The 15,326-nt window shown below is 64.3% G+C and carries 10 protein-coding genes and 2 pseudogenes; 9 read left to right on the top strand and 3 right to left on the bottom strand.

Annotation, left to right across the window (positions count from 1 at the left end):
* The first annotated feature begins 6 nt into the window (after positions 1-6).
* The 4 genes from ACT54B_RS06145 to ACT54B_RS06130 all read left to right on the top strand — a co-directional run bounded on the left by ACT54B_RS06145 (position 7) and on the right by ACT54B_RS06130 (position 8,951).
* Positions 7-2,217 carry a transglycosylase domain-containing protein gene (locus ACT54B_RS06145; protein WP_476043655.1) on the top strand — a complete coding sequence of 737 codons (2,211 nt, stop codon included), beginning with the start codon at positions 7-9 and terminating at the stop codon, positions 2,215-2,217.
* A 243-nt stretch (positions 2,218-2,460) separates the two neighbouring features.
* Positions 2,461-4,374 carry a molecular chaperone DnaK gene (gene dnaK / locus ACT54B_RS06140; protein ID WP_476043654.1) on the top strand — a complete coding sequence of 638 codons (1,914 nt, stop codon included), beginning with the start codon at positions 2,461-2,463 and terminating at the stop codon, positions 4,372-4,374.
* 181 nt (positions 4,375-4,555) lie between these two features.
* A complete protein-coding gene (gene dnaJ / locus ACT54B_RS06135) occupies positions 4,556-5,698 on the top strand; it encodes a molecular chaperone DnaJ (RefSeq protein ID WP_476043653.1) in 1,143 nt (380 codons plus the stop codon).
* Positions 5,699-5,897: 199 nt separating this feature from the next.
* Complete coding sequence (locus ACT54B_RS06130; RefSeq protein ID WP_476043652.1) at positions 5,898-8,951, top strand: autotransporter outer membrane beta-barrel domain-containing protein; 3,054 nt, start codon at positions 5,898-5,900, stop codon at positions 8,949-8,951.
* Here ACT54B_RS06130 and ACT54B_RS06125 read toward each other — a convergent pair.
* Positions 8,948-9,139: pseudogene (locus tag ACT54B_RS06125) on the bottom strand (transposase); the annotation flags it as partial. The gene ACT54B_RS06130 and the pseudogene ACT54B_RS06125 overlap by 4 nt on opposite strands.
* Before the next feature lie 202 nt (positions 9,140-9,341).
* On the opposite strand from ACT54B_RS06125, the gene ACT54B_RS06120 reads away from it, so the two are divergent.
* Positions 9,342-10,394 (top strand): hypothetical protein, encoded by a 1,053-nt coding sequence (locus ACT54B_RS06120; protein WP_476043651.1) that lies wholly within the window; start codon positions 9,342-9,344, stop codon positions 10,392-10,394.
* A gap of 114 nt (positions 10,395-10,508) precedes the next feature.
* Here the strand turns inward: ACT54B_RS06120 and ACT54B_RS06115 are convergent.
* Positions 10,509-11,100: pseudogene (locus ACT54B_RS06115) on the bottom strand (transposase family protein).
* Between the two features lie 11 nt (positions 11,101-11,111).
* Here ACT54B_RS06115 and recF point away from each other — a divergent pair.
* Genes recF through ACT54B_RS06100 form a run of 3 tightly spaced genes read left to right on the top strand, consistent with a single transcriptional unit; the run spans position 11,112 to position 13,500 of the window.
* Complete coding sequence (recF, locus tag ACT54B_RS06110; protein ID WP_476043650.1) at positions 11,112-12,239, top strand: DNA replication/repair protein RecF; 1,128 nt, start codon at positions 11,112-11,114, stop codon at positions 12,237-12,239.
* 9 nt (positions 12,240-12,248) lie between these two features.
* A complete protein-coding gene (locus ACT54B_RS06105; protein ID WP_476043649.1) occupies positions 12,249-13,019 on the top strand; it encodes a molybdopterin-synthase adenylyltransferase MoeB in 771 nt (256 codons plus the stop codon).
* Between the two features lies 1 nt (position 13,020).
* Positions 13,021-13,500 (top strand): GNAT family N-acetyltransferase, encoded by a 480-nt coding sequence (locus ACT54B_RS06100; protein WP_476043648.1) that lies wholly within the window; start codon positions 13,021-13,023, stop codon positions 13,498-13,500.
* A gap of 43 nt (positions 13,501-13,543) precedes the next feature.
* Here ACT54B_RS06100 and ACT54B_RS06095 read toward each other — a convergent pair whose 3' ends face one another.
* Positions 13,544-14,548 (bottom strand): 2-hydroxyacid dehydrogenase, encoded by a 1,005-nt coding sequence (locus ACT54B_RS06095; protein WP_476043647.1) that lies wholly within the window; start codon positions 14,546-14,548, stop codon positions 13,544-13,546.
* 249 nt (positions 14,549-14,797) lie between these two features.
* Here ACT54B_RS06095 and ACT54B_RS06090 point away from each other — a divergent pair, with 249 nt between their 5' ends.
* A complete protein-coding gene (locus ACT54B_RS06090) occupies positions 14,798-15,310 on the top strand; it encodes an SH3 domain-containing protein (RefSeq protein WP_476044792.1) in 513 nt (170 codons plus the stop codon).
* Positions 15,311-15,326 lie beyond the last annotated feature (16 nt).

The following is a 15,326-nucleotide window of genomic DNA, read 5'->3' as shown; positions in this document are numbered from 1 at the left end:
CAAGCAATGGCAGCAAAGTCGAGGTCTAGGGACAGGATCGAACCCTCGTTCGATCAGGGTGCGTCGCACGCCGATGACGATTTCCGGCTGGATTCGGAGGATCGCGTCGTGGGCAGTCGTGGCAAGGCATCTCCCCGGAAATCCGAGCCCAAGGCTTCGAAATCGCCCCAGAAGGGCGGCGGGCGCAAGCCGCCGCGCCGTTCCTCCTTCAGCCTCTTCCGCCTCATCCGCCGGCTGATCTACTGGATGATCGTGCTCGGCATCTGGGGCGGCATCGCGGTTGCGGGCCTCGTCGTCTATTACGGCGCGCGCATGCCGAGCGCCGACAGCTGGAAGATCCCCGAGCGCCCGCCGAACGTGAAGATCACCGGGGTGGACGGCAGCGTGATCGCCAATCGCGGTGCGACCGGCGGCGAGGAATTGTCGCTGCACGAGATGTCGCCCTATATTCCCATGGCGCTCGTCGCCATCGAGGACCGCCGCTTCTACGACCATTTCGGGGTGGATCCGCTCGGCCTCGGCCGCGCGATGATCACCAATCTGGTCGCCGGCCGCATGGTGCAGGGCGGCTCCACCGTGACCCAGCAGCTGGCGAAGAACATGTTCCTCTCGCCCGAGCGCACGCTCGAGCGCAAGGTGCAGGAAGTGCTGCTCGCCCTCTGGCTGGAGCATACCTACACCAAGGACCAGATCCTGGAAATGTATCTGAACCGGGTGTTCTTCGGTTCGAATGCCTATGGCGTGGAGGCCGCCTCGCGCCGCTACTTCAACAAGTCGGCGCGCGACGTGACGCTCGGCGAGGCCGCCCTTCTCGCCGGGCTGCTGAAGGCGCCCTCCCGCCTGTCTCCGGCCCGCGATCCGCAGGCGGCGGAAGCCCGCGCGCAGGTGGTGCTGAATGCCATGCGCGAGGAAGGCTTCATCACCGACAGCGAGATCAAGACCGCCATGTCCGCCCCGCCGACCAAGGCGAAGAGCTACTGGTCGGGCGGGGAATTCTATGCCGCCGACATGGTGATGGACGAGCTGCCCGCCCTGATCGGCGACGTGAAGCAGGATATCGTGGTCGAGACCACGCTGGACATGACGCTGGAGAAGAAGGCGGAAGAGGTGATCGCGACGGCGATTTCCAAGAATGCCAGCAAGTATCGCGTCTCGCAGGGTGCGCTGATCTCCATCGACGGCACGGGGGCGATCCGCGCGGTCGTCGGCGGGCGCGACTATGCCGACAGCCAGTTCAACCGGGCCACCAAGGCAAAGCGCCAGCCGGGTTCGGCCTTCAAGCCCTTCGTCTATGCGGCCGCGCTGGAAATGGGCGATACGCCCGCCTCGATCTACAACGATGCCCGCATCCGCATCGGCAACTGGACGCCCGAGAACTACGAGCAGAAATATAATGGCCCGGTGACGCTGGCCGAGGCGCTCGCCCGCTCGCTGAACACGGTGGCCGCCCAGCTGGTGATGCAGGCCGGGCCCGACAAGGTCATCCAGATGGCCCGCCGGCTCGGCATCACCTCGCCGCTGCAGTCCAATGCCTCCATCGCGCTCGGCACGTCGGAAGTCTCGCTGATGGAGCTTACCGCCGCCTATGCCTCCTTCCAGAACGGGGGCTACAAGGCGACGCCGCACCTGATCCGCCGGGTGACCACGCCGGATGGCAAGGTGCTTTACGAAAACACCTATGACACGCCGCCCCGGGTGCTGGACGAGAAGATCGTCGTGGACATGAACTACATGATGGGACAGGTGATCGCCATCGGCACCGGCAAGAAGGCGGCGCTCCCCGGCTGGCAGGTGGCGGGCAAGACGGGCACGACGCAATCCTATCGCGACGCCTTCTTCCTCGGCTTCACCAGCAATCTCGTCACCGGCGTCTGGTTCGGCAATGACGACGGCAAATACATGCGCAAGGTCACCGGCGGCGGCCTGCCGGCCCAGACCTGGAAGGAATTCATGGTGGCGGCGCATCAGGGCCTTTCGCCCGCGCCGATCTTCGGCAACGGCCTGCCCTCCGACCAGGTCCCGCCGGGCGTCGGCCAGGGTCCGCTCACCGTCAGCGACGTCATCACCGGCGATCCGGAGGCCTATCCCGAGGCGCCGCCCGGGGAAATGCCCGACAGCCCCGACCTCGCGCCCGATCCCAACCTGCCGCCGCTCCAGGAGGCGGGACGGCCCGTGCCGCACCGCAGCAGCCTTCTCGACATTCTCATGGGCGAGTGACCGCATGGCATGGTCCGCACAAGCGTGCGCGGCCATGCTTCCGGCTTCTCGAAAAAAGGCCGCCGAAGCGCCTCTTTTTCAGGCGTTCTTCTGTCCGCGATGCCTTGCAGGGACGAAAAGTGCTTCTTATATACGCCGCATCACCGCAGCAGACGCTGCGCCCGAACTGAAATCATTCCCGTTAGGGGCTGACCGGGGAATGCCTGTATGGGGTTCCCTCAGCCTGCTTCAAGGAGAGTAGACATGGCGAAAGTAATTGGTATCGACCTCGGAACGACGAATTCCTGCGTTGCCGTCATGGATGGCAAGGATGTGAAGGTCATCGAGAATGCGGAAGGCGCGCGGACGACCCCGTCCATGGTGGCCTTCTCCGACGATGGCGAGCGCCTTGTCGGCCAGCCGGCCAAGCGTCAGGCCGTGACCAACCCCACCAATACCCTCTTCGCGGTCAAGCGCCTGATCGGCCGCCGCTACGAAGACCCGACCGTCGAGAAGGACAAGGCCCTCGTTCCCTACAAGATCGTCAAGGGCGACAATGGCGATGCCTGGGTCGAGGCCAATGGCAAGGGCCAGTCCCCGTCGCAGATCTCGGCCATGATCCTGCAGAAGATGAAGGAAACGGCGGAATCCTACCTCGGCGAAAAGGTCGAGAAGGCCGTCATCACCGTGCCCGCCTACTTCAACGACGCCCAGCGCCAGGCCACCAAGGATGCCGGCCGCATCGCCGGTCTCGAAGTGCTGCGCATCATCAACGAGCCGACCGCCGCTGCCCTTGCCTATGGCATGGACAAGAAGGACGGCAAGACGATCGCCGTCTACGACCTTGGCGGCGGCACCTTCGACATCTCGGTTCTGGAAATCGGCGATGGCGTCTTCGAAGTGAAGTCGACCAATGGCGACACCTTCCTCGGCGGTGAAGACTTCGACATGCGTCTCGTCGAATATCTCGCAGCCGAGTTCAAGAAGGACCAGGGCATCGACCTGAAGAACGACAAGCTGGCTCTCCAGCGCCTGAAGGAAGCGGCCGAAAAGGCGAAGATCGAGCTTTCCTCCTCGCAGCAGACCGAAATCAACCTGCCCTTCATCACGGCAGATGCCTCCGGTCCGAAGCACCTGACGATGAAGCTGACCCGCGCCAAGTTCGAAAGCCTGGTGGACGACCTCGTCCAGCGCACCGTCGCACCCTGCAAGGCTGCGCTCAAGGATGCGGGCATCACCGCCGGCGAAATCGACGAAGTGGTTCTCGTCGGTGGCATGAGCCGCATGCCGAAGGTTCAGGAAACCGTGAAGCAGCTGTTCGGCAAGGAGCCGCACAAGGGCGTGAACCCGGATGAAGTGGTTGCCATGGGCGCTGCCATCCAGGCCGGCGTTCTGCAGGGCGACGTGAAGGACGTGCTGCTGCTCGACGTGACCCCGCTGTCGCTCGGCATCGAAACGCTCGGTGGCGTCTTCACCCGTCTGATCGACCGCAACACGACGATCCCGACGAAGAAGAGCCAGGTCTTCTCGACGGCCGAAGACAACCAGCAGGCCGTGACCATCCGCGTCTCGCAGGGCGAGCGTGAAATGGCCCAGGACAACAAGCTGCTCGGCCAGTTCGACCTCGTCGGCCTGCCGCCGGCGCCGCGCGGCGTGCCGCAGATCGAAGTAACCTTCGACATCGACGCCAACGGCATCGTGCAGGTTTCGGCGAAGGACAAGGGCACCGGCAAGGAACAGCAGATCCGTATCCAGGCGTCTGGCGGTCTGTCCGATGCCGACATCGAGAAGATGGTCAAGGATGCCGAAGCCCATGCGGCCGAAGACAAGAAGCGCCGCGAGGGCGTGGAAGCCAAGAACCAGGCCGAAAGCCTGATTCACTCCACCGAGAAGTCTCTCAAGGAATATGGTGACAAGGTCTCCGAAACGGACCGCAACGCCATCTCCGACGCGATTGCCGCGCTGAAGACCGCCGTCGAGGTCTCCGAACCGGATGCCGAAGACATCAAGGCGAAGACGCAGACCCTCATGGAAACCTCCATGAAGCTCGGTCAGGCCATCTATGAGGCGCAGCAGGCGGAAGCCGGCGCCGAGGGTGCCGACGGCGCTTCCGACGACAATGTCGTGGATGCGGACTATGAGGAAGTAAAGGACGACGAGCGCAAGCGTTCCGCTTGAGCCGATCATCCCCAAGCGACAGACGACGTCCCGTCCTTTCCGGGTCAGGGATCCCGGGCCGCCCCTTTCTGAAGAGGCGGTCCGGCCCAAAGCCCGGGAAAGCTTCAAGCCGCGCGCCAGAAATGTCGCGCGGCTTTTGAGGAAAAGACGGGCGCCTGCATGAACCGGAGCCTGAACCAGCATGGCGAAAGCTGATTTTTACGAAACCCTGGGCGTGGCCAGGACAGCGGACGAGAAGGAGCTGAAGAGCGCCTTCCGCAAGCTGGCGATGCAATGTCATCCGGACAAGAATCCGGGCGATGCCAACGCCGAGAAGAAATTCAAGGAAATCAACGAGGCCTATGAAACGCTGAAGGACCCGCAGAAGCGGGCAGCCTATGATCGTTATGGCCATGCGGCCTTCGAGCAGGGCGGCATGGGCGGCGGCGGCTTCGGAGGCGGCGGCTTTGCCGGCGGCTCCTTCTCCGACATTTTCGAAGACATTTTCGGCGAGATGATGGGCGGCGGCCGGGGCCGTCGGTCCTCCGGCGGTCGCGAGCGCGGGGCCGACCTGCGCTACAACATGGAAATTTCGCTGGAAGAGGCCTTCGAGGGCAAGACGGCGCAGATCCGCGTGCCCACCGCCATCACCTGCGATGCCTGCACCGGCACGGGCGCCAAGCCCGGCACCAAGCCCGCCACCTGCGGCACCTGCCACGGTTCGGGCCGGGTGCGCGCCACCCAGGGCTTCTTCTCTGTCGAGCGCACCTGCCCCACCTGCGGCGGTCGCGGCCAGACGATTGCGGATCCCTGCAGCAAGTGCCATGGCGCCGGCCGTGTCACCGAAGAACGCTCCCTTTCTGTCAACATTCCCTCGGGCATCGAGGACGGCACCCGCATCCGCCTGCAGGGCGAGGGCGAGGCCGGCGTCAGGGGCGGCCCGGCGGGCGACCTCTATATCTTCCTCTCCGTGGCCCCCCATCCCTTCTTCAAGCGGGACGGTGCGGATCTCTATTGCAGCGTGCCGGTCTCCATGACGACGGCCGCGCTCGGCGGCAAGTTCGACGTGACGACACTCGACGGCACCAAGTCCCGCGTGACGATCCCGGAAGGCACCCAGGCCGGCAAGCAGTTCCGCCTGAAGGGCAAGGGCATGCCCGTGCTCCGCTCCTCCCAGGTCGGCGATCTCTATATCCAGATCCAGATCGAGACCCCGCAGAAGCTCACCAAGCGCCAGCGGGAGCTGCTCGAGGAATTCGAGCGGATCTCCTCCAAGGAGAACAATCCGGAATCCTCGGGCTTCTTCGCCCGGATGAAGGATTTCTTCGATACGCTCAGCGACTGAGCGACCCCTCATCGACCGGTCAGGAAAGGGCAGGAGCATCGCTTCTGCCCTTTTTGCTTGGGCCCACGTTAACCCTTTTTCCAAACAGGCCATTAACGGGAACGCTCTATTTTTCGGCAATCCGGCCCGCTCATGACGAACGGGCATCCGCTCTGCCCCAGGGGCCCAAGCGGCAACCGAATGATTTGGGAGTATTCCGGTGCGTTTTCCCCGTCGCCGCGGACGCTTGACTGCGCCTGCCCTGCTCGCCGGACTGCTCGGCCTTTCCCCCGCCCTCGCCGCCGAGACCAATCTCTATACCGGTGCGCGCAACAATGACTGGTCGAATGCCGGCAACTGGTCGAAGGGCCGCGCGCCCTCCGCCACGGATACGGCGATCGTCGACCGTCTGCCGCAGCTCTGGCTGGGCGGCAAGCCGGGTGCGGCGGGCTCGCTCATCCTCGGCCTCTCCCGCACGGCGAGCCTCTATGCGGAACAGGCGCTCTCCCTCGGCTCGCTGACGCTGGGCGCACAGGCGGGCTCAAGGGGCTCGATCACCTTTCTCGGCAGTGCCGCCCGGCTTCTTTCCGCCGGCACCCTCCTTGCCGGGCAGAATGGCAGGGGCGAGATCAATCTCTATCGGGGCGGAAGCCTGACGGCGGGGGCGCTCACGCTCGGCGGCGGCCGCACGGGCGATGGCGCGCTCGTCCTTGCCGGCCAATCGGCGGCAACGGTTTCGGGTCTGATGACCTTCGGCCAGGCGGGCAAGGGTCGGCTCGATATCAGCGGCGGCGGCAGGCTGAAGGCGGGCACGCTGGTGTTCGGCGGGCTGGCGGGCGGTTCCGGCACGGGCTCCGCCTCGGGCAGCGGCACGACCATTGCCGCCGGAACGGTGGCAATCGGCAAGGGCGGCGCGGGCGCGCTGACGGTCACGACCGGGGCCGGGCTGACCGCCGCCACCCTGACGCTCGGCGCCGACAAGGCGAGCAGCGGCCGGCTTGCCCTCTCCGGCGGCGGCACACGCTTGACCAACAGCGGCCGGATCACCATCGGACAATCCGGCACGGGCGTGGCGACGGCCTTTACCGGCGCCACCCTCTCGACGGGCAGCCTCGTGATCGGCGAGCGGGCCGGCGCGTCCGGCAGCCTTGTCGGCGGCAATGGCGGCACGGCCATCGCCGCGTCGGGCGATCTGGTCGTGGGAGCCGCCGGCCGGGGCAGCCTGCGTCTTCAGGATGGCGCGACCGGCAAGGCCGGGCGGCTGGTCTTCGGCGCCAGCGCCGGGGGCGTCGGCGACGGCGTGCTTTCCGGCGGCGGAACGGTGCTGACCACGGGCAATCCGGTGGAAATCGGACGCTCCGGCACGGGCGCGCTCACCCTTACCGGCGAGGCGCGGCTCCAGGCCACCACCATCGATCTCGGGGTCAATGCGGGGTCCGCAGGCACGCTGTCCATCGGGGCGCGGCATGGGGAGATTGCCCGGGGGGCCGGCTATCTCAACGCAACCGCCATCCGCTTCGGGGCCGGCAACGGCGCGCTCGTGTTCAATTTCGGCGGCCCCGCCTATGGGCTTGCGGCCCGTCTCAGCGGCAAGGGGACCCTTCTGGTCGATGCGGGGTCCGTTGCGCTGTCGGCGGATTCGTCCGCCTTTACCGGCTCGACCCGCATCACGGGCGGCACGCTCAGCGTCAATGGCGCACTCGGCGGCACCCTCTCGGTCGGGGGCTATGGCACGCTCGCCGGCAGCGGCGCGGTCGGCTCGGTCACCGTCGGCAAGGGCGGAACCATCGCGCCTGCCGGCAAGGGCACCGGCACGCTGACCGTGCGCGGCAATCTCTCCATGGGGGCCGGCAGCCATTTTCAGGCCAGCATCGAGCCTTCCCGCAACCGGGCGGATCTGCTGGCCGTCACCGGCAAGACCACCATTGCATCCGGGGCGGTGCTGGATGTGGTGCAGGACAGCGCCATCACCCTCGACCGGCGGGACCGGATCCTGTCCAGCGGCGGCGGCGTCACCGGCCGCTTCGATACGGTGACCTCCAATTATGCCTTCGTGACACCGACGGTCACCCATGACGGGCGCAACCTGTTTCTGACCCTGCATCGCAACGATACGCGCTTTGCCAGCGCGGCCGCCGATCCCGGTGCCCGGACGGTTGCCGGCATTGCGGACGGGCTCGACAGCACGAACCCCCTCTATCGCCAGATCGTTTCGCTCTCTGCCGGGCAAGCGAAGACCACGTTCGACGATCTTGCCGGCACGATCCATGCCTCGCCGGCCCTTGCCGGCTTCGATGTGGGCCGCTTTGCCCGCGCCGCCGCGCTGGAGCGGGTGGGGAGCCTGGAGGCGGCCGGCGCGGACGCCGGACCCTCCGCCCTGACCGCCTATGTCGCGCCCGAGGGCTATGATGCGGCCCGGGCTTTTGCCGCGCTGCTGGAGGAGGAAAAGCGACGCGGACCGACGGGCTGGGCCCGGGCCTATGGCGGCTATTCCACCCGGGCGGAAGAGGGAGGCGACCGGATCGGCTCCACGGGCGGGCTCTTGTTCGGCTGGGACAGTTCCGTCAGCGATAACTTACGGATCGGCCTCCTCGGCGGCATCGGCGCCGGCCATGTGCGGGAGAGCGCCAAGCGCGCCAGCGCCGACAGCCAGGATTATACGCTGGGCCTCTATGGCGCCACGCAGGCGGGTCCGGTGTCGCTGCGCTTCGGCACCAGTTTCGTGCATCAGGACATTGCCTCCACCCGCACCGCCCGCTTCAACGGCTTCAGCGAAACGCTCGATGCCCGATATGGGGCGGATGCGGTACAGACCTATCTGGAGGCGAGCCATAGCTTTGCCGTCGATTCGCTCGAGTTCGAACCCTTTGCCAATCTGGCCTTCACCTGGGCGCGCACGGAGGGCTTCCGGGAAACGGGCGGCCATGCCGCTCTCGACGTGACGGCGGCGGACAGCACGCAGGCGGAGACGGTGATCGGGCTCCGCGCCGCGCAACGCTTCGACATCGGCGGCATGGCGGGGCGGGTGCGGGGCATGCTCGGCTGGAACCATGCCTTCGAGGCGAATGGGGACGGCCCCCGCTTTTCCTTTGCCGGCAGCCAGGCCTTCAGCCTGAAGGGCGCGGAAACGGCGGGCGACAGCCTCGCCGTCGAGGCGGGTCTCGATCTCAGCGCCGATCAGGGCCGCACCGGTTTCGGCGTGACCTATGGCGGCAATTTTTCCGCCGACGCGCAATCCCATATGGTGAAGCTCACCCTCTCCCGGCAGTTCTAGGCCCTGTTGACACAGTATGGCAGCCATATCCTAGCGGCGGCGAGGGCAAGGGATGCGGAGAAGGATTTTCGTGTCTTGTCGTATCGGGTCGCAACGCGACGGACTTGCTTGAGGCGGTTGAACATCCGCTCGATGCGGTTCCTGTCCTTGTATGCCCGGAAATCGCCGTCATAGCCTTTGTCGGCAAGGAACAGCCCGGTTTGCCGACCGGTATCGCCAGCAAGCCAGGAACGGCTTTGTCATCGGAGGCCTTGCTCGGCCCAACGGCGGAAGCGCGCATCTGCTGATTTGGAAATCCACTTTGGCAGCGGGGCCCAGGCCTGGATCACTTGATAATATCAGAATTGCGTAATACATTTCATACGCACATATCATCAGGAAGATGTCGAAATGGAAGATGCTGAACGTCGCAAACACCTAGATCAGCTGCACAGGCAGGAACTTATTCCTTGGCAAGTATCTCATCGATTGTCCACTTACACCAGAGGCAATAGCTGGAATTTCAAATCAGGACAAGGTTCGGTTACCGCGATGGTTGGCATGACAACCCGTTTGCGTCGGCAAGATGATCCGTGCAGATGGGTCCAAACGTTTTTCATGGAAGGAGAAGTCACGGTTGGATCGGTTGAATCGCGTGGCTATGAGGAGCGGATCAATTTTTGCTTTCTGACCTGGGATGACGCAAATTCGTCTGAAAGCAGATTTCCGAATTCATACAACATTCCGGAAAATGTCTTCATCAGTCTCGAGGAGATTTCTTATAACGCGCCGTTTTATCGAGAGATCCCATCTTTGACGGTTGATGATAAGGAGACAATCGCACGATTTCTTGAAAAAGTTGCAGGAATAATTCTTCAAGAAACAGTAACGTATTTCGGTAGGCGATCCAAAATTTCCGGACATTTCATCAACAACTGGCGTACCCCGCGACAGGATGTTGTTCAATTTCATCAAAAGCTCTGGGAAATTCGTAAATCGTTTGATCCGAATTCCGTTTCAGATGCCGCCCGCGAAGGATTTACATTCGAAAGTCAGACTGAACGAGGTTCCTTCAGCGGAAAAGAGATTAAGAAGTGGCCAGGCATTAGAGTTATAAAACGCCCTTTGGTTGATCGTGACGATCCAAGCTTTGAACGCATCACAACATGGATTGGTGATGATCAGTTCGAATTCGAGTATCAACGGGGGGATGCGATCCGATTCGATCCACCAATCCTCATCGATGGATTACCTGTTGAAAGCATCAAAATTAGCTATATTTTTGATCCTTTTAGCCCCTTTTTTGTTCCCCGAACCCCCTTTCATGAGGGGCCGATAACAGATGAGCTCAAAGAAACCACCAGGCAAGCACTGATATACAGTAAAGAAAGCCTGATGGCCTTCCACAATTCACTTAATGCTAAATACAACCCGAGCAGCAGAGAGATTTTTATAACAATCTAGTGTTGTTAACATATTAGTTTATCGATTTGGATCATGCCTGCTGTTCCAGTAGCCACAAAACTATTTGAGGCTGCGACCAGTCCGTCTGAGGTTATGACTATCGTGAAGCAGCTTTCAGCAGCAGGACGCGAAGGTGCTATCGGAGCTGTTTTCTACTCCGGTAAACCAGGTCCTGTTGACACAGTATGGCAACCATATGTTAGCGGCGGCGAGGGCAAGGGATGCGGAGAAGGATTTTCGCGTCTTGTCGTATCGGGTCGCAACGCGACGGACTTGCTTGAGGCCGTTGAACATCCCTCGATGCGCCTGATCCCATGGATCAGGCGTTCCTCGCGCAGGAATTCGCCGTCATAGCCTTTGTCGGCAAGGAACAGCCTCGGTTTGCCGACCGGTATCGCCAGCAAGCCAGGAACGGCGTTGTCATCGGAGGCCTCGCCGCCTGCCCATCATCCGTCAGCTCCAGTTCGACGAGGGGCTCAGGGAGAGCATCCCAAACACCTTGCTCGGCCCAACGGCGGAAGCGCGCATCTGTCGATTTGGGAATCCACTTTGGCAGCGGGGCCCAGGGCCTTTCCGGGAAAAGCGTGACCCCGGTTTTCCCTCCGGACATGCGCCGGGACGAAGGGTTGGCGCGCGGGGCCGGAGGGAGCGCCGCGCTTGCCAGCGGCGGTGCTTCGGCATAGGACACGGACACGTGCCCTTCCATGCGGATTCTCCATGCCCGAAAAGGTCTTCATCGAGGAAATCAGGCTGACCGCCTTTCGCAATTATGCGGAAGCGGCCTTGAGCCTCGACGGGCGGCATGTGGTGCTGACTGGCGACAACGGCTCCGGCAAGACCAATCTGCTGGAGGCGGTTTCGCTGCTTTCTCCCGGCCGGGGCCTGCGCCGTGCCCCCTATCCCGAGGTGACGCAGGTGAATGGTGGGGACGGTTTTTCCATCTTTGCCCGCGTGCAGGGGATGGAAGGGGAAGTGGCGATCGGCACCGGCGCCGAAGCCCGCGACGAGGGAACGGCGAGACGGCTCCGCCTCAACGGCACGGCGGCCAGAACGGCCGACGAACTGACCGACCATCTGCGTGTGCTCTGGCTGACGCCCTCCATGGACGGGCTCTTCACCGGCGCGGCCGGCGACCGGCGTCGCTTTCTCGACCGGCTGGTGCTCTCGATCGATCCCGCACACGGGCGGCGGGCGAGCGATTTCGAGCGCGCCATGCGCAGCCGCAACCGCCTGCTGTCCGAAGGGCGGATGGACCCCGCCTGGCTGACGGGCCTCGAACGGCAGATGGCCGAACTTGGCGTCGCCATGGGCGCGGCGCGGCATGAAATGCTGGGTTTTCTCGCCCGGTTGATCGCCGATGTGGCCAATGATGCGCCCTTTCCTTCGGCGCGGCTTTCCCTCACCGGATTTTTCGACGAGGGCATGGCGACGCGGCCTGCCGCCGACCTCGAAGAGGATTATGCGGCCCTGCTGGCGGAAAACCGCTACCGGGATGCGGCTGCGGGGCGCACGACGGAGGGACCGCACAAGGCCGATCTTCTCGTCTTCCACGCCGCCAAGGATATGGATGCGGGGCGCTGCTCCACCGGCGAGCAGAAGGCGCTGCTGATCGGCCTCATCCTCGCCCATGCCCGTCTGGTCGGCACGATGACGGGCTTTGCGCCCATCCTGCTTCTCGACGAGATCGCCGCCCATCTGGACGAGGGACGGCGCGCCGCGCTGTTCGACCTGATCGACGGCCTTGGCGGCCAGGCCTTCATGACCGGCACCGACCGGATGCTCTTCGATGCGCTGGGCGACAGGGCGCAATATTTTACCGTCGCCGCCGGCGCGATTAGCGGATAGGCTTCCCCCATGAACGAGACCGCCGACCGGCTGAGCGAAACCGAGATCGACCGCTACAAGCGCCATATCCTGCTGCCCGAAATCGGCGGCCAGGGCCAGCAGGCGTTGAAACGCGCCCGGGTGCTGGTCATCGGGGCCGGCGGGCTCGGCGCGCCGGTGCTGCAATATCTGGGCGCTGCGGGTGTCGGCACGCTCGGCATTGCCGATGACGACCGGGTGTCGCTCTCCAACCTCCAGCGGCAGGTGATCCACGACACGGGCAGCCTCGGCGAGGAAAAGACGGAAAGTGCGGCGCGCGCGCTCGCCCGGCTCAATCCGCATGTGCGGGTGATCCGCTTTGCCGAGCGCTTCTCACCGGAATGGGCGATGCTGCAGCTCTCCGGCTTCGATCTCCTGATCGACGGGTCCGACAATTTCGAGACACGCTATGCGGCCGCGGATGCGGCGGAGAAAGCGCGCATTCCGCTGGTGACGGGCGCCGTCGGGCGCTTCGACGGCAGCGTGACGGTGCTGAAGCCATACGAGACCAATGCCGCCGGCGAGCTCAACCCCTGCTATCGCGATCTCTTTCCCGCCCCGCCGCCGGAGGGCCTGATCCCCGCCTGCGCGGAAGCGGGCGTGATCGGGGCGCTGACCGGCGTGATCGGCACGCTGATGGCCATGGAGGCGATCAAGCTGATAACGGGTGCCGGCGAACCGCTCATCGGGCGGCTGCTTCTCTATGACGGGCTCTCGGCGCGCTTCGATACGATCCGCTACCGGCGGCCGAAGGCGAAATGAGATGACCGGCCCGCGCCGCATCGACGCCGCACGCGACGATATGGAGGCCCTGCTGGGGCTCATCCTCCGGGCCTTCGCCTTCATGGACGGACGGATCGATCCGCCCTCCTCCGCCCGCACGCTGACGCCGGGACGCCTGCGCGACAAGGCGGTGGAGGAAACCGGCTTCGTGATCGACGGTCCGGACGGTCTGCCGGTCGCCTGCCTCTTCTGCCGTCTCGACGGCCCGGAAACGCTCTATCTCGGCAAGCTCGCGGTCGACCCCGCCTGGCAGGGCCGGGGCCTTGGCCGGCAATTGCTCGCGGCGGCGGAAGCTCATGCCCGGGCCGCTGGCTGCCATCGCCTGCGGCTGGAAACCCGGGTGGAACTCACCGAGAACCACCGCCTCTTCGCGCGCTGGGGCTTTGTCCGGGCAGGCGAGAGCCGGCATCCGGGCTTCGACCGCACCACATCCGTCGACATGGTGAAAGAGATCGATTAACCCCTTTCAGGCTAATCGATCTTTTTTCAATGCGGACAATCGGTTAGGTGCGATTGGGCAGAACGCGGTTCGGCGGGCGGTGGCCGTCGAAATAGGTGCGGATGTTGATGATCACCTTGTCGCCCATGTCGATGCGGCCCTCGATGGTGGCCGAAGACATGTGCGGCAGCAGGGTGACCTTGCCTTCCTGCGCGAGCTTGATCAGCTTCGGGTTCACCTTCGGCTCGTTCTCGAAGACGTCGAGGCCGGCGCCGGCGATCTTGCCGGCCTTCAGGCAGGCGATCAGCGCCTGCTCGTCGATCACGTCGCCGCGGGCCGTATTGACGAGATAGCTGGTCGGCTGCATCAGCGCGAGGCGCCGGGCCGACAGCAGGTGGAAGGTCGCGGGCGTCGAAGGGCAGTTGACGGAGACGATGTCCACCCGCGCCAGCATCTGGTCGAGGCTGTCCCAGTAGGTGGCTTCCAGCGCCTCTTCCGTCGCCGGGCTGACGCGCTTGCGGTTGTGATAATGGATCGACAGGCCGCAGGCCTTGGCGCGACGGGCCACCGCCGTGCCGATGCGGCCCATGCCGATGATGCCGATGCGCTTGCCCCAGATGCGGTGGCCGAGCATCCAGGTGGGCGACCAGCCCGCCCATTCGCCGCCCTTGTCCGTGAGGACGCGGGCGCCCTCGGCCAGCCGGCGCGGCACGGAGAGGATCAGCGCCATGGTCATGTCGGCCGTGTCTTCGGTCAGCACGTTCGGCGTGTTGGTGACGGTGATGCCCTTCTTCGCGGCCGCATCCACATCGATATGGTCGACCCCGTTGGAAAAGCTCGCGATCAGCTTCAGCTGCGGCCCGGCGGCGGCGATCAGCGCTTCGTCGATTCGGTCGGTGACGGTCGGAACCAGCACGTCGGCGGTCTGCACCGCCGCCTGCAGCTCTTCCGGGGAGCGCGGCCGGTCATCCATGTTGAGATCCGCATCGAAGAGCTCGCGCATGCGGGTTTCCACCGCATCGGGCAGTTTCCGCGTAATATAAACCTTGGGTTTTTTCTTCGGGGTCATGGCGCTTTCGGCGGTTCGTTCAGGTCTCGTTAACCAAAAAGGACGATACAATCCTTGAAGGCCAGTTCTAGCAGACGGACCGGGGAACACAAAGGCCCCCGCGCGGACGGCTGTTGATATCGGCCGATCCGCACCGGTTTCGACGGGGGCAGGAATGCCCGCAGGCCTGACCGGGACCCCTTGGAGAGCGAGACGACCGTGGCAAGCCGCAAGTTCCAATTCCTGGCAAAGATCTCCTCCCGGGGCCTCATGCCCGTTCTTCTGGCCGCTTGCCTTGCGGTCATGCCCGCCGCTGCGCTTGCCCAGAGCGCCAGCAAGGGCCCGAGCGGCCTGCCGCTGCCGCGCTTCGTCAGCCTGAAATCGAAGAAGGTCAACCTGCGCGTCGGCCCCGGCACCAGCTATGCGGTCTCGTGGATGTATCTGAAATCCGGCCTGCCGGTGGAAATCATCCAGGAATATGACAATTGGCGGAAGATCCGCGATGCGGATGGCACCGAGGGCTGGGTGAACCAGGCGCTGCTCTCGGGCCAGCGCAGCGCCGTCACCGCCCCGTGGATGCGCGGCAAGGGCGGCGAGGTCTTTGTGGACATGCGCCACGACCCGCAGAAGGGAAGCCCCCTCGTCGCCCGGCTCGAACCCGGCGTGGTCGTCAAGCTCATCGAATGCAATGGCGACTGGTGCGAGGCCGATTACGAAGGCACCGAAGGCTGGATCTCGCAGGGCGAGATCTGGGGCGCCTATCCGGCCGAAGTCTTCAAATAAAAGCGGGCTATTCCCG

Source organism: Gellertiella sp. DMC107, from assembly GCF_056313605.1.
The sequence above is the reverse complement of the archived record's forward strand: the minus strand, read 5'-3'. Positions and strand labels throughout refer to the sequence as shown.